The sequence below is a fragment of the Chromohalobacter canadensis genome (genome assembly GCF_029544075.1).
In the GTDB taxonomy this organism is placed as follows: domain Bacteria; phylum Pseudomonadota; class Gammaproteobacteria; order Pseudomonadales; family Halomonadaceae; genus Chromohalobacter; species Chromohalobacter canadensis_A.
Window position 1 is genome coordinate 123,103 of record NZ_JAJQJH010000003.1, and the last position, 15,058, is coordinate 138,160.

18 protein-coding genes, 1 tRNA gene and 1 riboswitch are annotated in these 15,058 nt (G+C 60.5%); of the genes, 11 read left to right on the forward strand and 8 right to left on the reverse strand.

Annotation, left to right across the window (positions count from 1 at the left end; translation table 11 throughout):
* Positions 1–67 precede the first annotated feature (67 nt).
* From LUN51_RS06610 to nudC, 4 genes are read left to right on the forward strand one after another with little or no spacing between them, the layout of a single operon-like run.
* The gene (locus LUN51_RS06610; protein WP_097023632.1) at positions 68–871 is read left to right on the forward strand and encodes a methyltransferase domain-containing protein; all 804 of its coding nucleotides are present in this window, start codon (positions 68–70) and stop codon (positions 869–871) included.
* A gap of 19 nt (positions 872–890) precedes the next feature.
* Positions 891–1,358 carry a ribonuclease HI gene (gene rnhA / locus LUN51_RS06615; RefSeq protein ID WP_246922222.1) on the forward strand — a complete coding sequence of 156 codons (468 nt, stop codon included), beginning with the start codon at positions 891–893 and terminating at the stop codon, positions 1,356–1,358.
* A gap of 3 nt (positions 1,359–1,361) precedes the next feature.
* Positions 1,362–2,123, forward strand: coding sequence for a DNA polymerase III subunit epsilon (gene dnaQ, locus LUN51_RS06620; protein WP_277810626.1), 762 nt, complete (start codon positions 1,362–1,364; stop codon positions 2,121–2,123).
* Positions 2,120–2,914 carry an NAD(+) diphosphatase gene (gene nudC, locus LUN51_RS06625; protein ID WP_277810627.1) on the forward strand — a complete coding sequence of 265 codons (795 nt, stop codon included), beginning with the start codon at positions 2,120–2,122 and terminating at the stop codon, positions 2,912–2,914. Before dnaQ ends, nudC begins: the two co-directional genes overlap by 4 nt.
* Positions 2,915–2,950: 36 nt before the next feature.
* On the opposite strand, the gene LUN51_RS06630 is transcribed toward nudC, so the two are convergent.
* Positions 2,951–3,268 carry an SCP2 sterol-binding domain-containing protein gene (locus LUN51_RS06630; protein ID WP_277810628.1) on the reverse strand — a complete coding sequence of 106 codons (318 nt, stop codon included), beginning with the start codon at positions 3,266–3,268 and terminating at the stop codon, positions 2,951–2,953.
* A gap of 100 nt (positions 3,269–3,368) precedes the next feature.
* On the opposite strand from LUN51_RS06630, the gene sohB reads away from it, so the two are divergent.
* Positions 3,369–4,421, forward strand: coding sequence for a protease SohB (gene sohB / locus LUN51_RS06635; RefSeq protein WP_277810629.1), 1,053 nt, complete (start codon positions 3,369–3,371; stop codon positions 4,419–4,421).
* Positions 4,422–4,438: 17 nt separating this feature from the next.
* Here sohB and LUN51_RS06640 read toward each other — a convergent pair whose 3' ends face one another.
* A complete protein-coding gene (locus LUN51_RS06640) occupies positions 4,439–4,762 on the reverse strand; it encodes an ArsR/SmtB family transcription factor (protein WP_246922011.1) in 324 nt (107 codons plus the stop codon).
* A gap of 494 nt (positions 4,763–5,256) precedes the next feature.
* Between LUN51_RS06640 and LUN51_RS06645 the strand changes: the two genes are divergently transcribed.
* Both LUN51_RS06645 and LUN51_RS06650 read left to right on the forward strand, forming a co-directional pair.
* Positions 5,257–5,931 carry a 7-cyano-7-deazaguanine/7-aminomethyl-7-deazaguanine transporter gene (locus LUN51_RS06645; RefSeq protein WP_246922010.1) on the forward strand — a complete coding sequence of 225 codons (675 nt, stop codon included), beginning with the start codon at positions 5,257–5,259 and terminating at the stop codon, positions 5,929–5,931.
* Positions 5,932–5,982: 51 nt separating this feature from the next.
* Positions 5,983–6,750: an alpha/beta fold hydrolase gene (locus tag LUN51_RS06650; protein WP_246922008.1), complete on the forward strand. Its 768-nt coding sequence runs from the start codon at positions 5,983–5,985 to the stop codon at positions 6,748–6,750.
* A 52-nt stretch (positions 6,751–6,802) separates the two neighbouring features.
* Here LUN51_RS06650 and LUN51_RS06655 read toward each other — a convergent pair whose 3' ends face one another.
* The 3 genes from LUN51_RS06655 to LUN51_RS06665 all read right to left on the reverse strand — a co-directional run bounded on the left by LUN51_RS06655 (position 6,803) and on the right by LUN51_RS06665 (position 9,433).
* Positions 6,803–7,789 carry an ABC transporter substrate-binding protein gene (locus LUN51_RS06655; protein ID WP_246922006.1) on the reverse strand — a complete coding sequence of 329 codons (987 nt, stop codon included), beginning with the start codon at positions 7,787–7,789 and terminating at the stop codon, positions 6,803–6,805.
* 118 nt (positions 7,790–7,907) lie between these two features.
* A complete protein-coding gene (locus LUN51_RS06660) occupies positions 7,908–8,675 on the reverse strand; it encodes an ABC transporter permease (RefSeq protein WP_246922005.1) in 768 nt (255 codons plus the stop codon).
* The gene (locus LUN51_RS06665; RefSeq protein ID WP_246922003.1) at positions 8,672–9,433 is read right to left on the reverse strand and encodes an ABC transporter ATP-binding protein; all 762 of its coding nucleotides are present in this window, start codon (positions 9,431–9,433) and stop codon (positions 8,672–8,674) included. Before LUN51_RS06665 ends, LUN51_RS06660 begins: the two co-directional genes overlap by 4 nt.
* Before the next feature lie 33 nt (positions 9,434–9,466).
* Positions 9,467–9,571, reverse strand: a riboswitch (TPP riboswitch).
* Between the two features lie 85 nt (positions 9,572–9,656).
* Here LUN51_RS06665 and LUN51_RS06670 point away from each other — a divergent pair.
* From LUN51_RS06670 to LUN51_RS06685, 4 genes are all read left to right on the forward strand, one after another.
* Positions 9,657–10,499: a hypothetical protein gene (locus LUN51_RS06670; RefSeq protein ID WP_277810630.1), complete on the forward strand. Its 843-nt coding sequence runs from the start codon at positions 9,657–9,659 to the stop codon at positions 10,497–10,499.
* A gap of 66 nt (positions 10,500–10,565) precedes the next feature.
* A complete protein-coding gene (locus LUN51_RS06675; protein WP_277810631.1) occupies positions 10,566–12,275 on the forward strand; it encodes a potassium/proton antiporter in 1,710 nt (569 codons plus the stop codon).
* A gap of 81 nt (positions 12,276–12,356) precedes the next feature.
* Positions 12,357–12,608: a zinc ribbon domain-containing protein gene (locus LUN51_RS06680; RefSeq protein WP_097023645.1), complete on the forward strand. Its 252-nt coding sequence runs from the start codon at positions 12,357–12,359 to the stop codon at positions 12,606–12,608.
* Between the two features lie 44 nt (positions 12,609–12,652).
* A complete protein-coding gene (locus tag LUN51_RS06685; protein WP_277810632.1) occupies positions 12,653–13,318 on the forward strand; it encodes a metallophosphoesterase in 666 nt (221 codons plus the stop codon).
* Positions 13,319–13,419: 101 nt separating this feature from the next.
* Here LUN51_RS06685 and LUN51_RS06690 read toward each other — a convergent pair.
* From LUN51_RS06690 to LUN51_RS06700, 3 genes are all read right to left on the reverse strand, one after another.
* Positions 13,420–13,510: transfer RNA gene (locus tag LUN51_RS06690), tRNA-Ser, on the reverse strand.
* A gap of 288 nt (positions 13,511–13,798) precedes the next feature.
* On the reverse strand, positions 13,799–14,806 hold the full coding sequence (locus LUN51_RS06695; protein ID WP_277810633.1) for a tyrosine-type recombinase/integrase: 1,008 nt from the start codon (positions 14,804–14,806) through the stop codon (positions 13,799–13,801).
* Positions 14,803–15,027 (reverse strand): DUF4224 domain-containing protein, encoded by a 225-nt coding sequence (locus tag LUN51_RS06700; RefSeq protein ID WP_277810634.1) that lies wholly within the window; start codon positions 15,025–15,027, stop codon positions 14,803–14,805. The genes LUN51_RS06695 and LUN51_RS06700 overlap by 4 nt, the downstream gene beginning before the upstream one ends.
* Positions 15,028–15,058 lie beyond the last annotated feature (31 nt).

Below are 15,058 nucleotides of genomic sequence, written 5' to 3' on the forward strand. Positions count from 1 at the left end.
TCATCACGCCATGCACGACGGCGGACAGCAGCGTAAAATGCGACAACCTTGGGGGGAATGGGCCGTAGTGTCAAATTCGCATATGACAATGACGTTGGCGCAGGCCGTCCGCGAGGGGCGCCGCTTCTGGGGCTCCGAAGATGGCGTTGCGTTATGGCAGGCGCAGCGTGCGTGCCTGGGGCCTCTCTGCGAGTCGCACTTCGGATCTCACAGCTTGCAACTCGGTATGGCGTCACGGCTGACCGACATGTGCCCCATTCACCATGCGATGAGTTGGGCGCCGACGCGCGCCTTGGCTCAGGATGATGCCACCTTGGTGTGCGACCCCAGCACCTTGCCGCTTCCCGATGAAAGCCTCGATCTCGTGCTGGTGCATCATCTGTTGGAGGTGATGCCCAACGCGCATCATCTGGTGCGTGAGGCGGCACGGGTCACGCGCGATGATGGCTTGCTGGTGATGATGGGCTGGAATCCTTTCGGCGCCGATGCCCTGGGGCATTTGTCACCTGCCAGTCGGCGTCGTTGGCCCTGCAAGGGGCGCTGGCGGCGCAGCGGCCGGTTGCGGGAGTGGTTAGAGTTTGTCGATTTCGAGATCGACCGCGTAGACTACTGCGGCTTTCGCCTGCCTGGCGGGCATATTCACAACTTGGGGCTCGAAACGCTAGGACGCCGTTATAATCTTCCCTTTGGGGGATGTTATCTGATCGTGGCCCGGCGTAAGCAGATCCCTGTACAGCCGTTGCGCACCTTGCTGCGCCGCGATGCGATGGCGGGCAAATGGCTCGGCCCCGCTGCGCTTCATTGCGATCACGGCAGGCGCTCGGGCCGCGCCACGCACGCCCACGACGATAGGATGGCCGAGGTTGACTGATACTCCCACCGTGGGCGATATGCCCCATGTGACCATTTATACCGACGGCGCCTGTCGCGGTAACCCCGGGCCCGGCGGCTGGGGTGCGGTGCTGCGTTACGGCCAGCACGAGAAAACCCTTAATGGCGGCGAGGCCGAGACCACCAACAATCGCATGGAACTGACGGCCGCGATTCAGGCGCTGCGGATCTTGACGCGTTCCTGCGAGGTGGCGCTATGGACCGATTCCGAGTACCTGAGAAAGGGCATTACCGAGTGGGTCCATGGCTGGATCAAGCGTGGCTGGAAGACCGCTGCCAAGAAACCGGTCAAGAACGCCGAGTTGTGGCGTGAACTACTCGAGGAAGCCCAGCGCCATCGCATCGAATGGCACTGGGTAAAAGGACACAGTGGCCACGAAGGTAACGAACTGGCCGATACGCTCGCCAACGCCGCCACCGACGACGTGCAGGCGGCTCAGCGGCGGGCCATGGCAGGAGAAGAGTAAGCAATGCGTCAGATCGTACTGGACACCGAAACGACCGGCATCGATCCCAAGGAAGGGCATCGCCTGATCGAGATTGGGGCGGTGGAGGTAGTCAATCGCCGGTTGACCGGCAATAACTTCCATCAATACATCAATCCCGAACGCGATATCGACCCCGAGGCCGTGGAAATACACGGCATCACCAATGAACGCGTCGCCGACGAACCCGTGTTCGCGGATGTTGCCGATGCCTTTTGGGAATACATTCGCGGCGGCGAGCTGGTGATTCACAACGCGGCGTTTGACGTTGGCTTCATCGATCACGAATTCGGCCTGCTGCAGAATAAACGCGGTGGGCCGCGCCTGGGTCCGGTCGCGGATCACTGCGGTGTGCTCGATACGTTGGCCATGGCGCGTAAGTTGCATCCAGGGCAACGCAATAGCCTGGACGCGCTGTGCAAGCGCTATGCCATCGATAACGGTCGCCGAGTTCTCCACGGCGCGTTGCTGGATGCGGAAATCCTGTCCGATGTCTACCTGGCAATGACCGGGGGGCAGACGGCGCTTTCGCTAGCCGGCATCGACGGGGCCACTGGCGGCGGCGCGGAGGGAGCGAATAGCGTCAGTGGCATTCGGCGTGTGACACGGGAAGGCGTGACACTGGTGGTGGCGCGCCCCAGCGAGGCGGAACTGAGTGCGCATCGGGCCAAGCTCGATAGCATTCGCCAGGCGGCGGGTGAGTGTCATTGGGACGCGTTGGACGAGGCGCTGCAGGAGCTCAAATGACGGTCACTTCGGAACCGGCATTCGTGCGCGAGTTGCCCGGTGCGCAGACGCCGCGCTGGGGCTATTGGATTCGCTTCGGTGAGTCCGGCATCGCCCCGGGGGACGAGGACGGCATTCTTCAGTTGCCCGGCGAATGGCCGGAACAGGCCATGGCGCTGGGGATGTGGCGAGATTTGCCGGTGGCCATGGTGCATGAACAGGGGGATGCCAACTGGCCCCCGGCGCGCGATTGGTTGGCGAGACTCCCCGGCGCGCAAGCCGACCTGTTGGCCACGGCGCTACAAGTCAACGCCTGGTCGCGCGATCATCGCTTCTGCGGCCGCTGTGGCTCCCCGATGTCGCGGCTTACCCATGAATTCGCCATGCAGTGCCAGGCGTGTGGTCACCGCAGCTATCCGCGCATCTCGCCGTGCATCATCACGTTGGTGACCCATGGGCGGGATCTGTTGCTGGCGCGCAATGCGCGTTTTCCCGCGCGGCGTTATTCCACCCTGGCGGGGTTCATCGAGCCTGGGGAAACTGCCGAGAATGCCGTGCGTCGTGAAGTCCACGAGGAAGTCGGAGTCGACATCGGAAGGGTTCGTTTCTTTCGCAGCCAGTCATGGCCGTTTCCGCATTCGCTGATGCTGGGATTCTTCGCCGAGGCAGCCAGTCGGCGCATTCGCATCGATGGCGTGGAGATCGCCGATGCCGCTTGGTTCACGCCACGTCGTTTGCCGGAATTGCCCCCCAGCCACTCGATCTCGCGTCAGTTGATCGAGACGCATCTCAGCGCTGTGGCGATGCGCTGAGAGACGTCGTGGCCTGACAACATGGGGTGGGAGAGGCTAGCCGCTGGGAAAAAGGCTGGTGAGCTTGCTGGCCAGCATGACATTGCCGGTGGCCTTCAGCTTGCCGCTCATGAAGGCCTGCATGCCGTTGATCTCGCCGCTCATTACGCCTTTCAGAGTCTCGGTGTCGGTGGTCAGGCTGACGGAAGGGTCGTCGTGTTCGCCTTGCTGAACGTCCAAGGTGCCGTCCTGAATATGCAGGTAGTAGTCATCGGCATCGCTGATGTGGAACTGGAAGATATCATTCATGCCCCGGGCGGCGGCAGGATCGAAGCGCGACTGAAGTTTTTCGATGACGGTGCTGGCGTCGGCCATGATCGGTCACTCTATGGTGTTGGTGGAAACTCCAGCCTATTTCAAACAAATGTTTCATACAAGAGCTGCATTGGTTGTCATCCGAACATGAGGTAGCGACGTGATTGAATGGATAGCGGAATACGCTTTGTTTGCCGCCAAGTTGGCGACATTGGTAATCGCCTTGGGCGTACTGATCGTGCTGGTTGTATCCCTCAAGCAGCGGGCCAGCGGGCAAGGTGATGATAACCGTCTGCGCGTGGTGACCTTGAACGAGCGCCAACGGCGACGGCGTGAGTCGTTGCGCCTGGCTGGGATGTCGCCCGCCCGGCGGCGTCGCGCACAAAAGACGTTGCGCAAGCAGGAAAAGGCACGCCGCAAGGGAAAGGATGACGCATCTGACGAATCGCCATCACGGGTATGGGTGCTCGATTTCGATGGCGATCTCAAGGCATCGCGTACCCCGCAGCTGGCGGAACAGGTCTCGCTGTTGTTGGGCGAATTGCAGGCCGAGGATGAAGTGGTCGTGCGTCTCAGCTCAGGGGGTGGTCTGGTGCATGCCTATGGGCTTGCCGCTGCGCAACTCGACCGGCTGCGTGATGCCGGAGCCCATCTGACCGTGTGTGTCGATAAAGTCGCCGCCAGTGGCGGGTACATGATGGCGTGCTGCGCGCATCGTTTGATTGCGGCGCCGTTCGCTGTCATCGGATCGATCGGGGTAGTCGCGCAGGTGCCCAATGTGCATCGCCTGCTCAAGAAACACGATATCGATGTCGAGCTGCTCACGGCGGGGCGTTACAAGCGGACCTTGACCGTGCTCGGGGAAAATACCGACGAAGGACGCGCCAAGTTTCTCGACGATTTGCAGGAAACGCATGATCTCTTCAAGCGCTACGTCGGTGAGCGGCGTCCGGCGCTGGAAGTCGACAAGGTGGCGACCGGCGAAATCTGGTATGGCCGCCAGGCCCTCGAGGATGGCTTGATCGATGAGATTGCCACCAGCGACGGCTATCTCGCGGCGCGCATGAAGGAAGAAGCGCGGGTCCTGCATGTGACGCTGGAACCTCGCCATTCGCTGTTGCAGCGGGTCGGAGTCGGGGCGTCGATGGGGATCGAGCGTCTCGGGGATCGTGTCATGGAGCGTTTGGAAGCCAGCAGCTGGCAGCGGCGCTGAGCCGCTGCCAGGGCAGATTAGCGGGATTTACCGTAGAGCGCGACCAGCGAATCGATCACGGTGCGGGCCTCATCGCCCGCCAGTGAATAGTAGATGGTCTGCGAAGCACGGCGTGTGATTACCAGGTTCTCACGGCGCAGGATGGCGAGGTGCTGCGAGAGTGCCGACTGACTGAGGTTGAGCTTGCGATTCAGTTCGGTGACCGAAAGCTCTGCGTCGTCGAGCAGGCACAGGATGCGCAGGCGGTTTTCGTTGGCCATGGCCTTGAGTAGCGTCGTGCCTTTGTCGATGGCGCCGTAACCGGCGTCGATCAGGGCGGAGGCAGGCTGGAGCGGGCGCATATTGTCTCTCCTACATTGGGATTGGCGGTTGACTGCCGAAGGGCGAGGGATAGGCGCCCCGCGGCAAAGGGATGCTCGTGTGTCGAATGACCGTCTATGTCCGGGGTGTCCTTTCCTCTATTGGACAAGGGTCATTCCCTGTTACTCATTCTTGATTTAGTGAATCATCAATAACTTCGCCAGCCCTGTCCAAGGAAGCCTTCAACGGTATTTCATCGGTTAGAGTGCGACGTTATCGGCAGGCCGTGGAACGGGGCAGTGCGATGGCGCTTGCTGTCCCGTAAGGCACTGACGTAACGACGATAGTTCCTGTTCGTCTGCAGTATTCGACGATGGACGCGTTACCCCATGGCGAGAGCAGGCAAAGCGTCTCGCTGGTCGGCATCGGTGAAATCTTTTACAATCCCGCCGCTTTCGCTCGGCGCCTTTAGCGTCGTCCTGCCTTGAGGGTTCCCTTACCCCTCGGCCTCTTTCGGCAACTAAAAAGGTGGTACATGTTTGCCCTCGATTCTCGTCAGGCGCGCCGCTTGATGGGGTGGCTCGTGAGCTTCCACATCATTGTCATCGCGGCCAGCAATTACCTGGTGCAATTGCCGTTTTCGATGTTCGGCGTACACACTACTTGGGGAGCATTCAGTTTTCCCTTCATCTTTCTCGCCACCGACCTGACCGTGCGGTTGTTCGGGAAACGCCGGGCGCGCATGACCATCGCGCGCGTCATGCTGCCTGCCTTGCTGATTTCCTATGTGGTATCGGTGCTGTTTCAGGATGGCGCTTTTCAGGGAATCTCGGCGCTGGGAGATTGGAACCTGTTCGTGGGGCGTATCGCGCTGGCGAGTTTCATGGCCTATGTGCTAGGGCAGTTGCTGGACATTCACGTCTTCGATCGGATGCGGCGGCTGCGTGCCTGGTGGGTGGCGCCGGCGTTTTCGACGCTATTGGGTAACCTGGCCGATACCTTCGCGTTTTTTGCCATCGCCTTCTGGAATGGGCCCGATGCGTTCATGAGCGCACACTGGGTCGAAATCGCCTGGGTAGATTATGCCATCAAGCTGGGCGTCAGCCTGGCTTTCTTCCTGCCGTTGTATGGCGTGCTGCTGGGGGCGTTGACGCGCCGCCTGGCGCATGTCGCCGATGCCTCCGAACAGGTGTCGGGGCGCAATGCCTGAAACGCCTCTGGTACCATGCTGGCATGACTTGAATGGCTGACGAGGCGCATTGTGGAATTACATCATGTCGATACCGGTGGCGCCGGGCGCCCACTGGTGGTGTTGCACGGTTTGTTTGGAAGTGCGGACAACTGGCGTTCGCATATCAAGCGCTGGCAGGAAAGCCGTCGCGTGATCGCTGTCGATCTGCGCAACCACGGCAAATCTCCGCATGAGCCAGGCATGGACTATGCTACCCAGGCAGCGGATGTCGACGCCTTGCTGGATCGTCTAGCGGTCGACAGTTGCGATTTGCTGGGCCACTCGATGGGAGGCAAGGTTGCTATCACGTTGGCGCGTCAAGCCCCTGAGCGTGTCGCACGCTTGATCGTGGCCGACATCGCGCCGGTTGCTTATGAGCACGAACATGAAGCGATCTTCAAGGCGATGCGGGCCGTCGAACGGCAGCCACCTTCGAGCCGCAAGGAAGCCGACCGGATCATGGCGGAATTCGTCGAGACCCCGGCGACGCGGCAGTTCCTGGCGACCAATCTGATTCGTGGTGAGAATGCCACGCTGGTATGGCGCGTGGGACTCGACGAGATTGAGGAAGATTACGCGCATATCGTCGCGGAGCCGGACGGGCAAGGTGCCTATACGGGGTCGACGCTCGTGCTGCGTGGCGAACGTTCCGACTACGTTGGCGACGACGTCTTGCCGGCGGTCGAGTCGGTGTTGCCGGCGGCGCGTATCGAGACCATCCCCGATGCTGGGCATTGGCTGCATGCCGAGCAGCCCGAGGCGTTTCAGGAAGCCTTGGCACGCTTTCTAACGGTATGAGAGGGCGCACCGCCCCTGCGAGAAACGTTTCTCGCAGGGGCGGTGCTTGGGGTCAAGGCTGGCTGAGGTCGACGGCGAGGCGTGATAGCGGGCTCTTGGCCTTGATCTGGCCACGTTCGAGCAGGAACGATTCGAAGGTCTCGTAGCGACGCCCATCGAGAGTCGCAGGCCGCAAGGCGAAGCGTGGAATGGTGTTATACCAGGCTTTCTTGTTGACGGGTGTGTCCAGTGCCGGGTCAGAGGCCTTGAAGGCTTCCCAGCCCTCGTCGGGGTGGTTGATGATCCATGCCGTGGCTTCCTCGACGGCGGCCATGAATCGGGTATAAGCATCGCGATTCGCATCCAGGGTGTCGCGATTGGCGATGAAGATCAGTTCATCGTAGGTGGGGACGCCTTCTTCCTCGATATAGAAAGCTCGGCCCTTGACGCCTTCCTGCGCCATCTGTGCCAGTTCGAAATTGCGAAATGCACCGGTGACGGCATCGACCTTTTCGCCGATCAGTGCCGGTGTCAGCGCGAAATTGACGTTGACCATCTCGACGTCTTCCGGCGAAACGCCATTATGCTCGAGCATGGTGTCGATCAGCACTTTCTCGACGCCGCCCACCGAGTAGCCGATGCTTTTCCCGGCCAGGTCTTCCATGCTCTCGATATCGCTGTCGGCGCGCACCAGCGTGATGTTGAGCGGCGTTGCGATCAGGGTCCCCACGCGCACCAGCGGCAGGCCTTGGTCGACTTGTAGGTGCAGCTGAGGCTGATAGCTGATGGCCATATCGATCTTGCCAGCAGCGACCAGCTTGGGAGGGACGCTGGGATCGGCGGGCGACACCAGCTCCACGTCGAGCCCATGTTGCTCGAAGAAGCCGCGTTGCTGGGCGATGACCAGGGGAGCATGCGACGGGTTGGTGTACCAGTCGAGCATGACCTTCAGGGATGTCATCTTTGAGGTGTCGTCGTCATTCGCGGCCCATGCTGGGCCGGAAGCGATCACTACCAACGCAAGGCAAGCTCCCATGAGGCGTCGAGTCAAACGTAGCATGTGTTGTTCTCCTGCGGATCCCCCGCCCGTTGCAGTGTGGCGGGCATTATCGTTATCGCCGTGAAAGGCGGCGTATGGGGCATTGCCACGTGGTGGCGGACGCTGCCCCGGGCGGTTGTCAGCTAGTCGCGCCGGTGCGGTCTTCGTGCCATGGCATGAGGCGCCGCATCAAGGCGTCGGTGGTGAAGTAGAGCGCGACCCCGAAGGTGACGAGAATCAGTAGGGCGGCAAACATCAGGTCGACCTGCATGCGCGCGTTAGCATTGAGCATCAAATAACCCAAGCCCTGGCTGGAGCCGACCCATTCGCCTATCACTGCGCCGATGGGGGCGGCGCTGGCGGCCATGCGCATGCCGGATGCCAGCGCCGGTAAGGCGGCGGGCAGTTGGATGCGCAACAGCCGGCGACGACGGTCGGCTCCCAGTGTCTGGGCTAGATCCAGCCACCCTTGTGGCGTCTGACGCAGGCCGTCGTAGCATGTCGACGCGACCGGAAAATAAATGATCAACGTGGCCATGACGATTTTTGCGGTCATCCCATAACCCAGCCATAGCATGAGAATAGGTGCGAGGGCGAACAAGGGTACGGCTTGGCTGATCAGCAATATCGGCAGCAGGGTGCGCCGCAAGCCGTGAAAGCGCGCCAGGGCCAGCGCGGTGCCTAGCCCGCCGATGCACCCGATAAACAGCCCCGCGACAATCTCGATTACCGTGATACCGGCATGATGCCACAACAGTTGCTGGTGCGCCGCGAACGCTTGCATGACGGCCAGCGGTGAGGGCAAAACATAGCCGGGAACGCCGGTGATGACGACGAGCGCCTGCCACAGCCCGAGTATGCAGACAATCCCGAAAAGGGCGGGCCAGAAACGCTTGAGCACGCTCATGAGACGCTCCCATCGTCGGCATGAGGGGTGGCGTGAAGGCGCGCCACCAGCTGCGATTGCATGCGTTGTACATCGGGTGCGTCGAGCGCGCGGGGACGTTGCCCACCGGGAACCTCGAAGTCGCTCAACGCCGCTGGCTGACCGCCGAGTATCAGGATGCGATCGCTCAGGCGCAGGGCTTCGAGGGGATCGTGCGTCACCAGCAGCACAGTACGCCCGGCCAGCAGGCGTGCGGCGAGTTCATGCAATTCCAGGCGAGTGATGGCGTCGACGGCGGAAAAGGGCTCGTCCATCAAGACCACTGGGGCATCCTCGAAGAGTGTGCGTGCCAGCGCCACTCGCTGGCGCTCCCCGCCGGATAGCGTCTTGGGCCATTGTTCGGCCTTGTCGCTCAGGCCGACGTCGTCGAGCAGGGTCATCGCGTGCTGACGTTGCGCCGCCGTGGGACGCCCACGCAGCGCGGGACCAAGCAGGACGTTGTCGATGACCTTGCGCCAGGGAAGCAACTGATCTTGCTGGGCCATCCACGCCAGGCGGCCGGCCAACGGGCGCTGATCGTCGGTAGTGATGGTTACGGTGTGGGTATCGGGAATGGGTAGGTCGGCGATCATGCGCAGCAAGGAGCTTTTGCCGCTGCCGCTGCGGCCGAGCAGTCCCGTCCAGCTGCCTGCGGCGAAGGTGGCCGAAAGGCCATCGAACAGCCATTGTCCCGAAAAGGCGAGTCGCGCCTGGGACAGGGAAAAACCGAGGGACGTCATCAAGGCTCCATGAGTGGGGCGAAGGACGTGCCGACGGCACGCTCTGGTATTTCCTCCGCCGGTGCTAGCCGGATCAGGTTCCAGGGTTGCGCGTGGCGCTCTCAGCCCATTGCGTGATGGGCACCCCTATCCAGAGATGATTATTGTATCCTGATACGGTGGCGACTGCCCAGGCGTGGCGGGGGCCGCCGTCTCGCTATCGCTTGGGCTGTCAGGAGTGTGCATGTATCCCGATCCCGCATTGACGCATCGCGTCGAGGTCTTCACCGGTCATGCGCTTGCCCCCTTGCCACTGGCCTGGGATGACAGTGCCAATTGGTTGTGGCGAACGCGTGATGAGGCACCACAGTTGCTCAAGCTGGCACGAACGCACCCGGCCCAGGATCCATTCTGGCAGGGGTTGGAGCGTCTCTTCGGCTTTGACCGCTGGCGCTGTCCCGAGGCGCTGACGCGTTTGGTCGGTGCCTTGCCGACACAGTTGCCGCTCCCGCCATTACCGTTGACGTATCTGGGAGCACTGCACCAGACGCCGCTCTGGAGCCTGCCCTGGAGCGATGGTGCGTCGGCACGCATGGGAGAGGTGTTCGCTGAACTCTTGGGGAGTCAGTTGGGTCATCTGCACCGTGAAGCAGTATCGGGCTGGGGGCATCCTCTGGAGACGGTCTGGCCGCTATCGCAGTGGCCGCGACGGGCGCACGATTTTTTGAGATACCACCCACGCTGTGCCGATTGGGAGGCACTGCCTGACTTTCCCATACCGTCACGCGCTGTGTGGTGCCTGCCCGATTTGCGTGCCGATCAGTTCCTGTGCGGCGCCACCGGTTGGTTATGGAGCGACTGGGAGGCGCTGGTATGGGCGCCGCTCGAGTTCGATCTATGCGTGGCTGAGCTGCTCATTACGGGGGGCGCCGAGCGGGACGCCTTTGTCACCGCCTACCGGCGGCAGTCGCCGGACGTTACGCTTGGCGAGTATCGCCGGGGGATGCGTGCCCTTATCTGGGCCATGCGATTACAGGGCGATATCGACTGGCCTATCTTGCAATCGCATCCTGCCTGGTTGATGTAGGTGACAGCATGGCGCGTCGGGACATGGCATACTAGGCCCTTGAATTTAGGGAGATAGTCGTTAGTCGTGGATACCATCAACAGCCTTTTTCTGTTTTCGGGGTTTCTAATCGCGCTCAGCATCGTCGCGAGCCGTGTCTCGTCGCGCATCGGTGTGCCACTGTTGGTGCTGTTCCTGGGGTTGGGCATGATGGCCGGCGAGGAAGGTGTACTAGGCATCGAATTCGATGACTATTCACTGGCCTACCTGATTGGGCACCTGGCGCTGGCAATGATCCTCCTCGATGGCGGGTTGCGCACGCGGCTCAAGACGTTCCGTGTGGGTCTCAAACCGGCGCTGTGCCTGGCGACACTGGGGGTCTTCGTGACCAGTGGCCTCGTTGGCCTGATGGCGACCTGGATCTTCGATCTGTCCTGGGTGGAAGGCTTGCTGGTGGGGGCGATCGTTGGTTCCACGGACGCTGCCGCGGTCTTTTCGATGCTCAGCGGTCAGGGTGTGACGCTCAACGAGCGGGTGGGGGCGACGCTGGAGATCGAGTCGGGCACCAACGACCCGATGGCGATCTTTTTGACTATCACCCTGGCCGAAGTGCTGGTGAGCGGTGCCAGCGGTGTCGGGCATACACTGATGACATTCGTCTCGCAGTTCGGGTTGGGCTTGTTGGTCGGGGTTGGGGGCGGCTGGCTAGCTGCCAAGTTGCTGCGCTGGCTCGACCTGGCATCGGGACTCTATTCGCTACTGGCGCTGGCGTCGGGCTTTTTCATCTTTGGCTTGACCAGTGCGGCTGGCGGTAGCGGTTTCCTGGCGATTTATCTGGCTGGCTTGATGATCGGGAACCAGCCCGGGCGGCATCTTACGCATATTCTTCCGGTCCACGATGGCTTGGCTTGGCTGAGTCAGATCGGGCTTTTCCTGGTGCTGGGATTGTTGGTGACACCCAGTGAAATGATCGATTACGCCATACCGGGCGCTGTCTTGGCGTTGGGCCTGATTTTCGTGGCGCGTCCGTTGGCCGTACTGGTTTCGCTCAAGCCGTTCTTCAATTTCCGCTGGCGGGAGCTCGGCTTCATTTCCTGGGTCGGCTTGCGTGGGGCGGTGCCCATCGTGCTTGCCATCTTTCCGGTGATCGCCGGGGTCGAGAATGCGACGTTGTATTTCAACGTCGCATTCTTCGTGGTGCTGATGTCGTTGTTGATGCAGGGGGCCTCCCTGGCACGAGTGGCGCGTTGGATGCGCGTCGAAGTGCCGGCCGGGACAACGCCCAATCGCCGCGGGGCGCTTGGGGTGTTGCCGGAAAACGATTATGAGATGTTCGTCTACAAGGTCGAGAACGAAGCGCTTGAGGACGTGCCCATTCGCTTGCTGCGCTTCCCGTCAGGGGCCTTGATTTCCGGCCTGTTTCGCAAGCACACCATGCTGCATGCTAAAGGCAGTACGCGGTTGAAACTTGGTGATGTCATTTGCGTCATCGGACGCAGCGAAGATCTACCGGCGCTCAATCGATTGTTCAACGGAGATGCCACACTCAAGCGTGAGCGCGCCTTCTTCGGCACCTTTACATTGGATGGAGAAGCCGTCATGAGCGATGTGGCAGATGCTTATGGACTGACCTTGAGCGCCGGGGAGCAGAACATGACCCTGGGCGAATTCGTGTCGCTGCGTGTCGGCGGCCACCCCGTGGTAGGGGACGATGTCGATTGGCATGGCTTTCACTGGGTCGTCAATGCGGTGGAAGGTAATCGAGTGACTCGGGTTGGGTTGAGGCTTTATCACTGAGCCAGGAACTTGAAGGCAATAGCGCACAGCACGTTATCTTGTTCTACGCTGAGTAGATTGTTTTGTCCTGCGGAGTTTGTCATGTCCATGCCCCATCGGCGCCTCTATCGTTGTCGCGCTTGTCAGGTTGAAGTATTCATCCAGGCAACCCGACGGCCGCTGGAAGCCAGGTGCCCGGAATGCGCGGCGAGCGATTTCGAGAGCGTCGAGATGGCCGGGGCGCATCCGCGTGCCACCGTCGATGAACTGCTGGCGAAGGCGTTGGACCGCGAGGGCAGGGACTCTCGTGATGTTTTGCGGCACGTTGAAGAATCGGCGTGTCGTGATATTTAATCGCTCCGTGCGGTGTTTTGGCTAGTTGATAAGGAGCCGTTTGCGTGATTCAACGGCACGGTCCCAATGAGCACGGCCGCGACTTCATCGTCGGCGATATACATGGCCAGTTGGCGTTGCTTAATGACAGGTTGAGCGCAGTCGATTTCGATCGACAACGCGATAGACTGTTCAGCGTCGGGGATCTGATCGATCGTGGTGCCGATAGCCTGCAGTGCTTGTCTCTAGCCCTCGAACCTTGGTTCTACGCCGTGCGTGGCAATCACGAAATGCTGGCGCATGACGCGTTGCTGGGCGAAGAAAGAGGCAGTCTAAAAACCCGCGATGCCTGGATGATCAACGGAGGCACATGGGCCCTGGAGGCGGGGTTGGCCGAGGCACAGATGATGCTTCAGCAGGCTTTGCCATGCATGCCTTATGCGCGCGAAATAGCCGTCGCCGGCAAGCGTCTCGGCATTGTTCACGCCGAACCTCCCGCCGACTGGCGGGATGTCGTAACGCCTTCTCAGGACCTGCTTTGGGGAAGAACACGCATCCGGCGTGGTAACGAGACCCCGGTCAGCGGCATAGATGCCGTGGTGGTAGGACACACCATCGTGGAGCGCCCCTTGTGGCTGGGGAACGTCCACTACATCGACACCGGCGCCTTCACGACGGGGAGATTAACGCTCATTGAGGCGCGCTCGTTGATGAGTAGTGTCGAATCGTAGCTAATGTAGCAGTGCAATGTGACGACAGTGGGATGTAAAATCCCAAACGAAAACGCCCCGAGACCAGCAAGTTACTGAAATCTCAGGGCGCTTGGATGTAGTGGCGGAGGGACAGGGATTCGAACCCTGGGTAGGCTATTAACCTACGCCGGTTTTCGAGACCGGTACATTCAACCACTCTGCCATCCCTCCGGTTTAAGCCGCATACATTACCAGTGTGTGCTGAAGCGTCAATAGCTTTTATACGAAAAAACGCCCCGAGACCAGTAAGTTACTGAAACCTCAGGGCGCTTGGATGTGGTGGCGGAGGGACAGGGATTCGAACCCTGGGAAGGCGCAAACCTTCGCCGGTTTTCAAGACCGTACAATAAAGAGCGATTATCGCTTTAAAATCAATATGTTATCCCATGGCTCTATAACGGTAATGCGTTATAGATGGGCGTTTCCCGGCGTTAATGCCTCGATATTCGAGGCTTTGGGTTATAGGAAATCGTCGCTCTCAAGTTCCAGTGCTGTCACCGACAACACCTGTTTCTGTCGCAGGTAGATCTCGGTCGTGCGCTGGTCGCTATGCTGCAAATTAGTGGTGACGTCGATTCCTTGGCGCTCGGCATCGGTGGCGTGCTTGGCGCGCAGGTCGTGCTCGGTAAATCTTTCCCGCAAACCGCCTTCCTTTATGGCCTTGCGCATTCCCCACTGCCATCGGCTGTGAAACGCATCCTTGCTGTAGGCTTTGCCATATCGGTCGCAGAACAGGGTGGCGCCCTTGTGCTTGCTGTCGGCTTTCACCCAGGCGACGATCCGGCTTAGCTGATCGGTCCACGGTATCACGAATTGCTTGCGCGTCTTGCTGGCGCGCATGACGATCCCACTGGCCTGCAATTGATCCACGCGAAGAGTGAGGATGTCACGCTGGCGAAGCCCGGTAATGTACTTGAACATCGCATAATGGCGCACCCATGGTGTCGTGTATTTCAGGAAAGTGGCAAATTCCGCATCGGTGACATAGCGATCACGCGGCGCCACCTTGAGCTTTTCCACCGGCGCGGCCGGATTGTGCTCGTGGACGCCCCAACGCTGAGCGTACTTGAAGACGTGCTTGAGCAGGGCGAGCTCGTGATTGGCCTGCGTAGGGGATTGGGTGCCGCGTTTGTCCAAGTAGGCGTAGACGTGGTGCACCGTGATGTCCTCTGGCTCGCATTCAGCGAACACCAGGCGCAGACGTTTGAGCTCGTCACGATTGGACTTCCGTGTCGCCTCGCTTCCTTTCGCGGGAATGATCTCGGCTTCGTAGCGATCGAAGAGACGGCCCATGCCGGCCTTCGGGAAAAGACGGCCTTCCCATGCCTTGAACGCTTCCCTTGCTTCATCCTCATCGGTCCCGAGCTTGATCCAGGTCTTGCCGACCAATTTGGCTTGGCGGGCGTTGCACTTGTAACGCCAAGCTCCGTCCTTCCAGTAGACGCGCGGGATACCGATTTTGCTCACGATGCCAAGGCTCCAAGATTGGGTTCACGTTTTTTTTGATCAGACTGCGCCGTGCCGCATAGCACTTCTTCGACATGTCGGCGCCCGACCAGTGTTTCGCCGGCGGCGTTGAGCAGCCAGCGCACCCCCATTTCGTCGAGCTGCTGGCGCTGCTCTTTGCCTCGGCGTCGCCCGGTGAGTTGTTCGAGTTCGCCGGGCGTCAGAAATAGACTCGACTCCATGATCGCCTCCATATCTCAGGGCCTGAAAGGG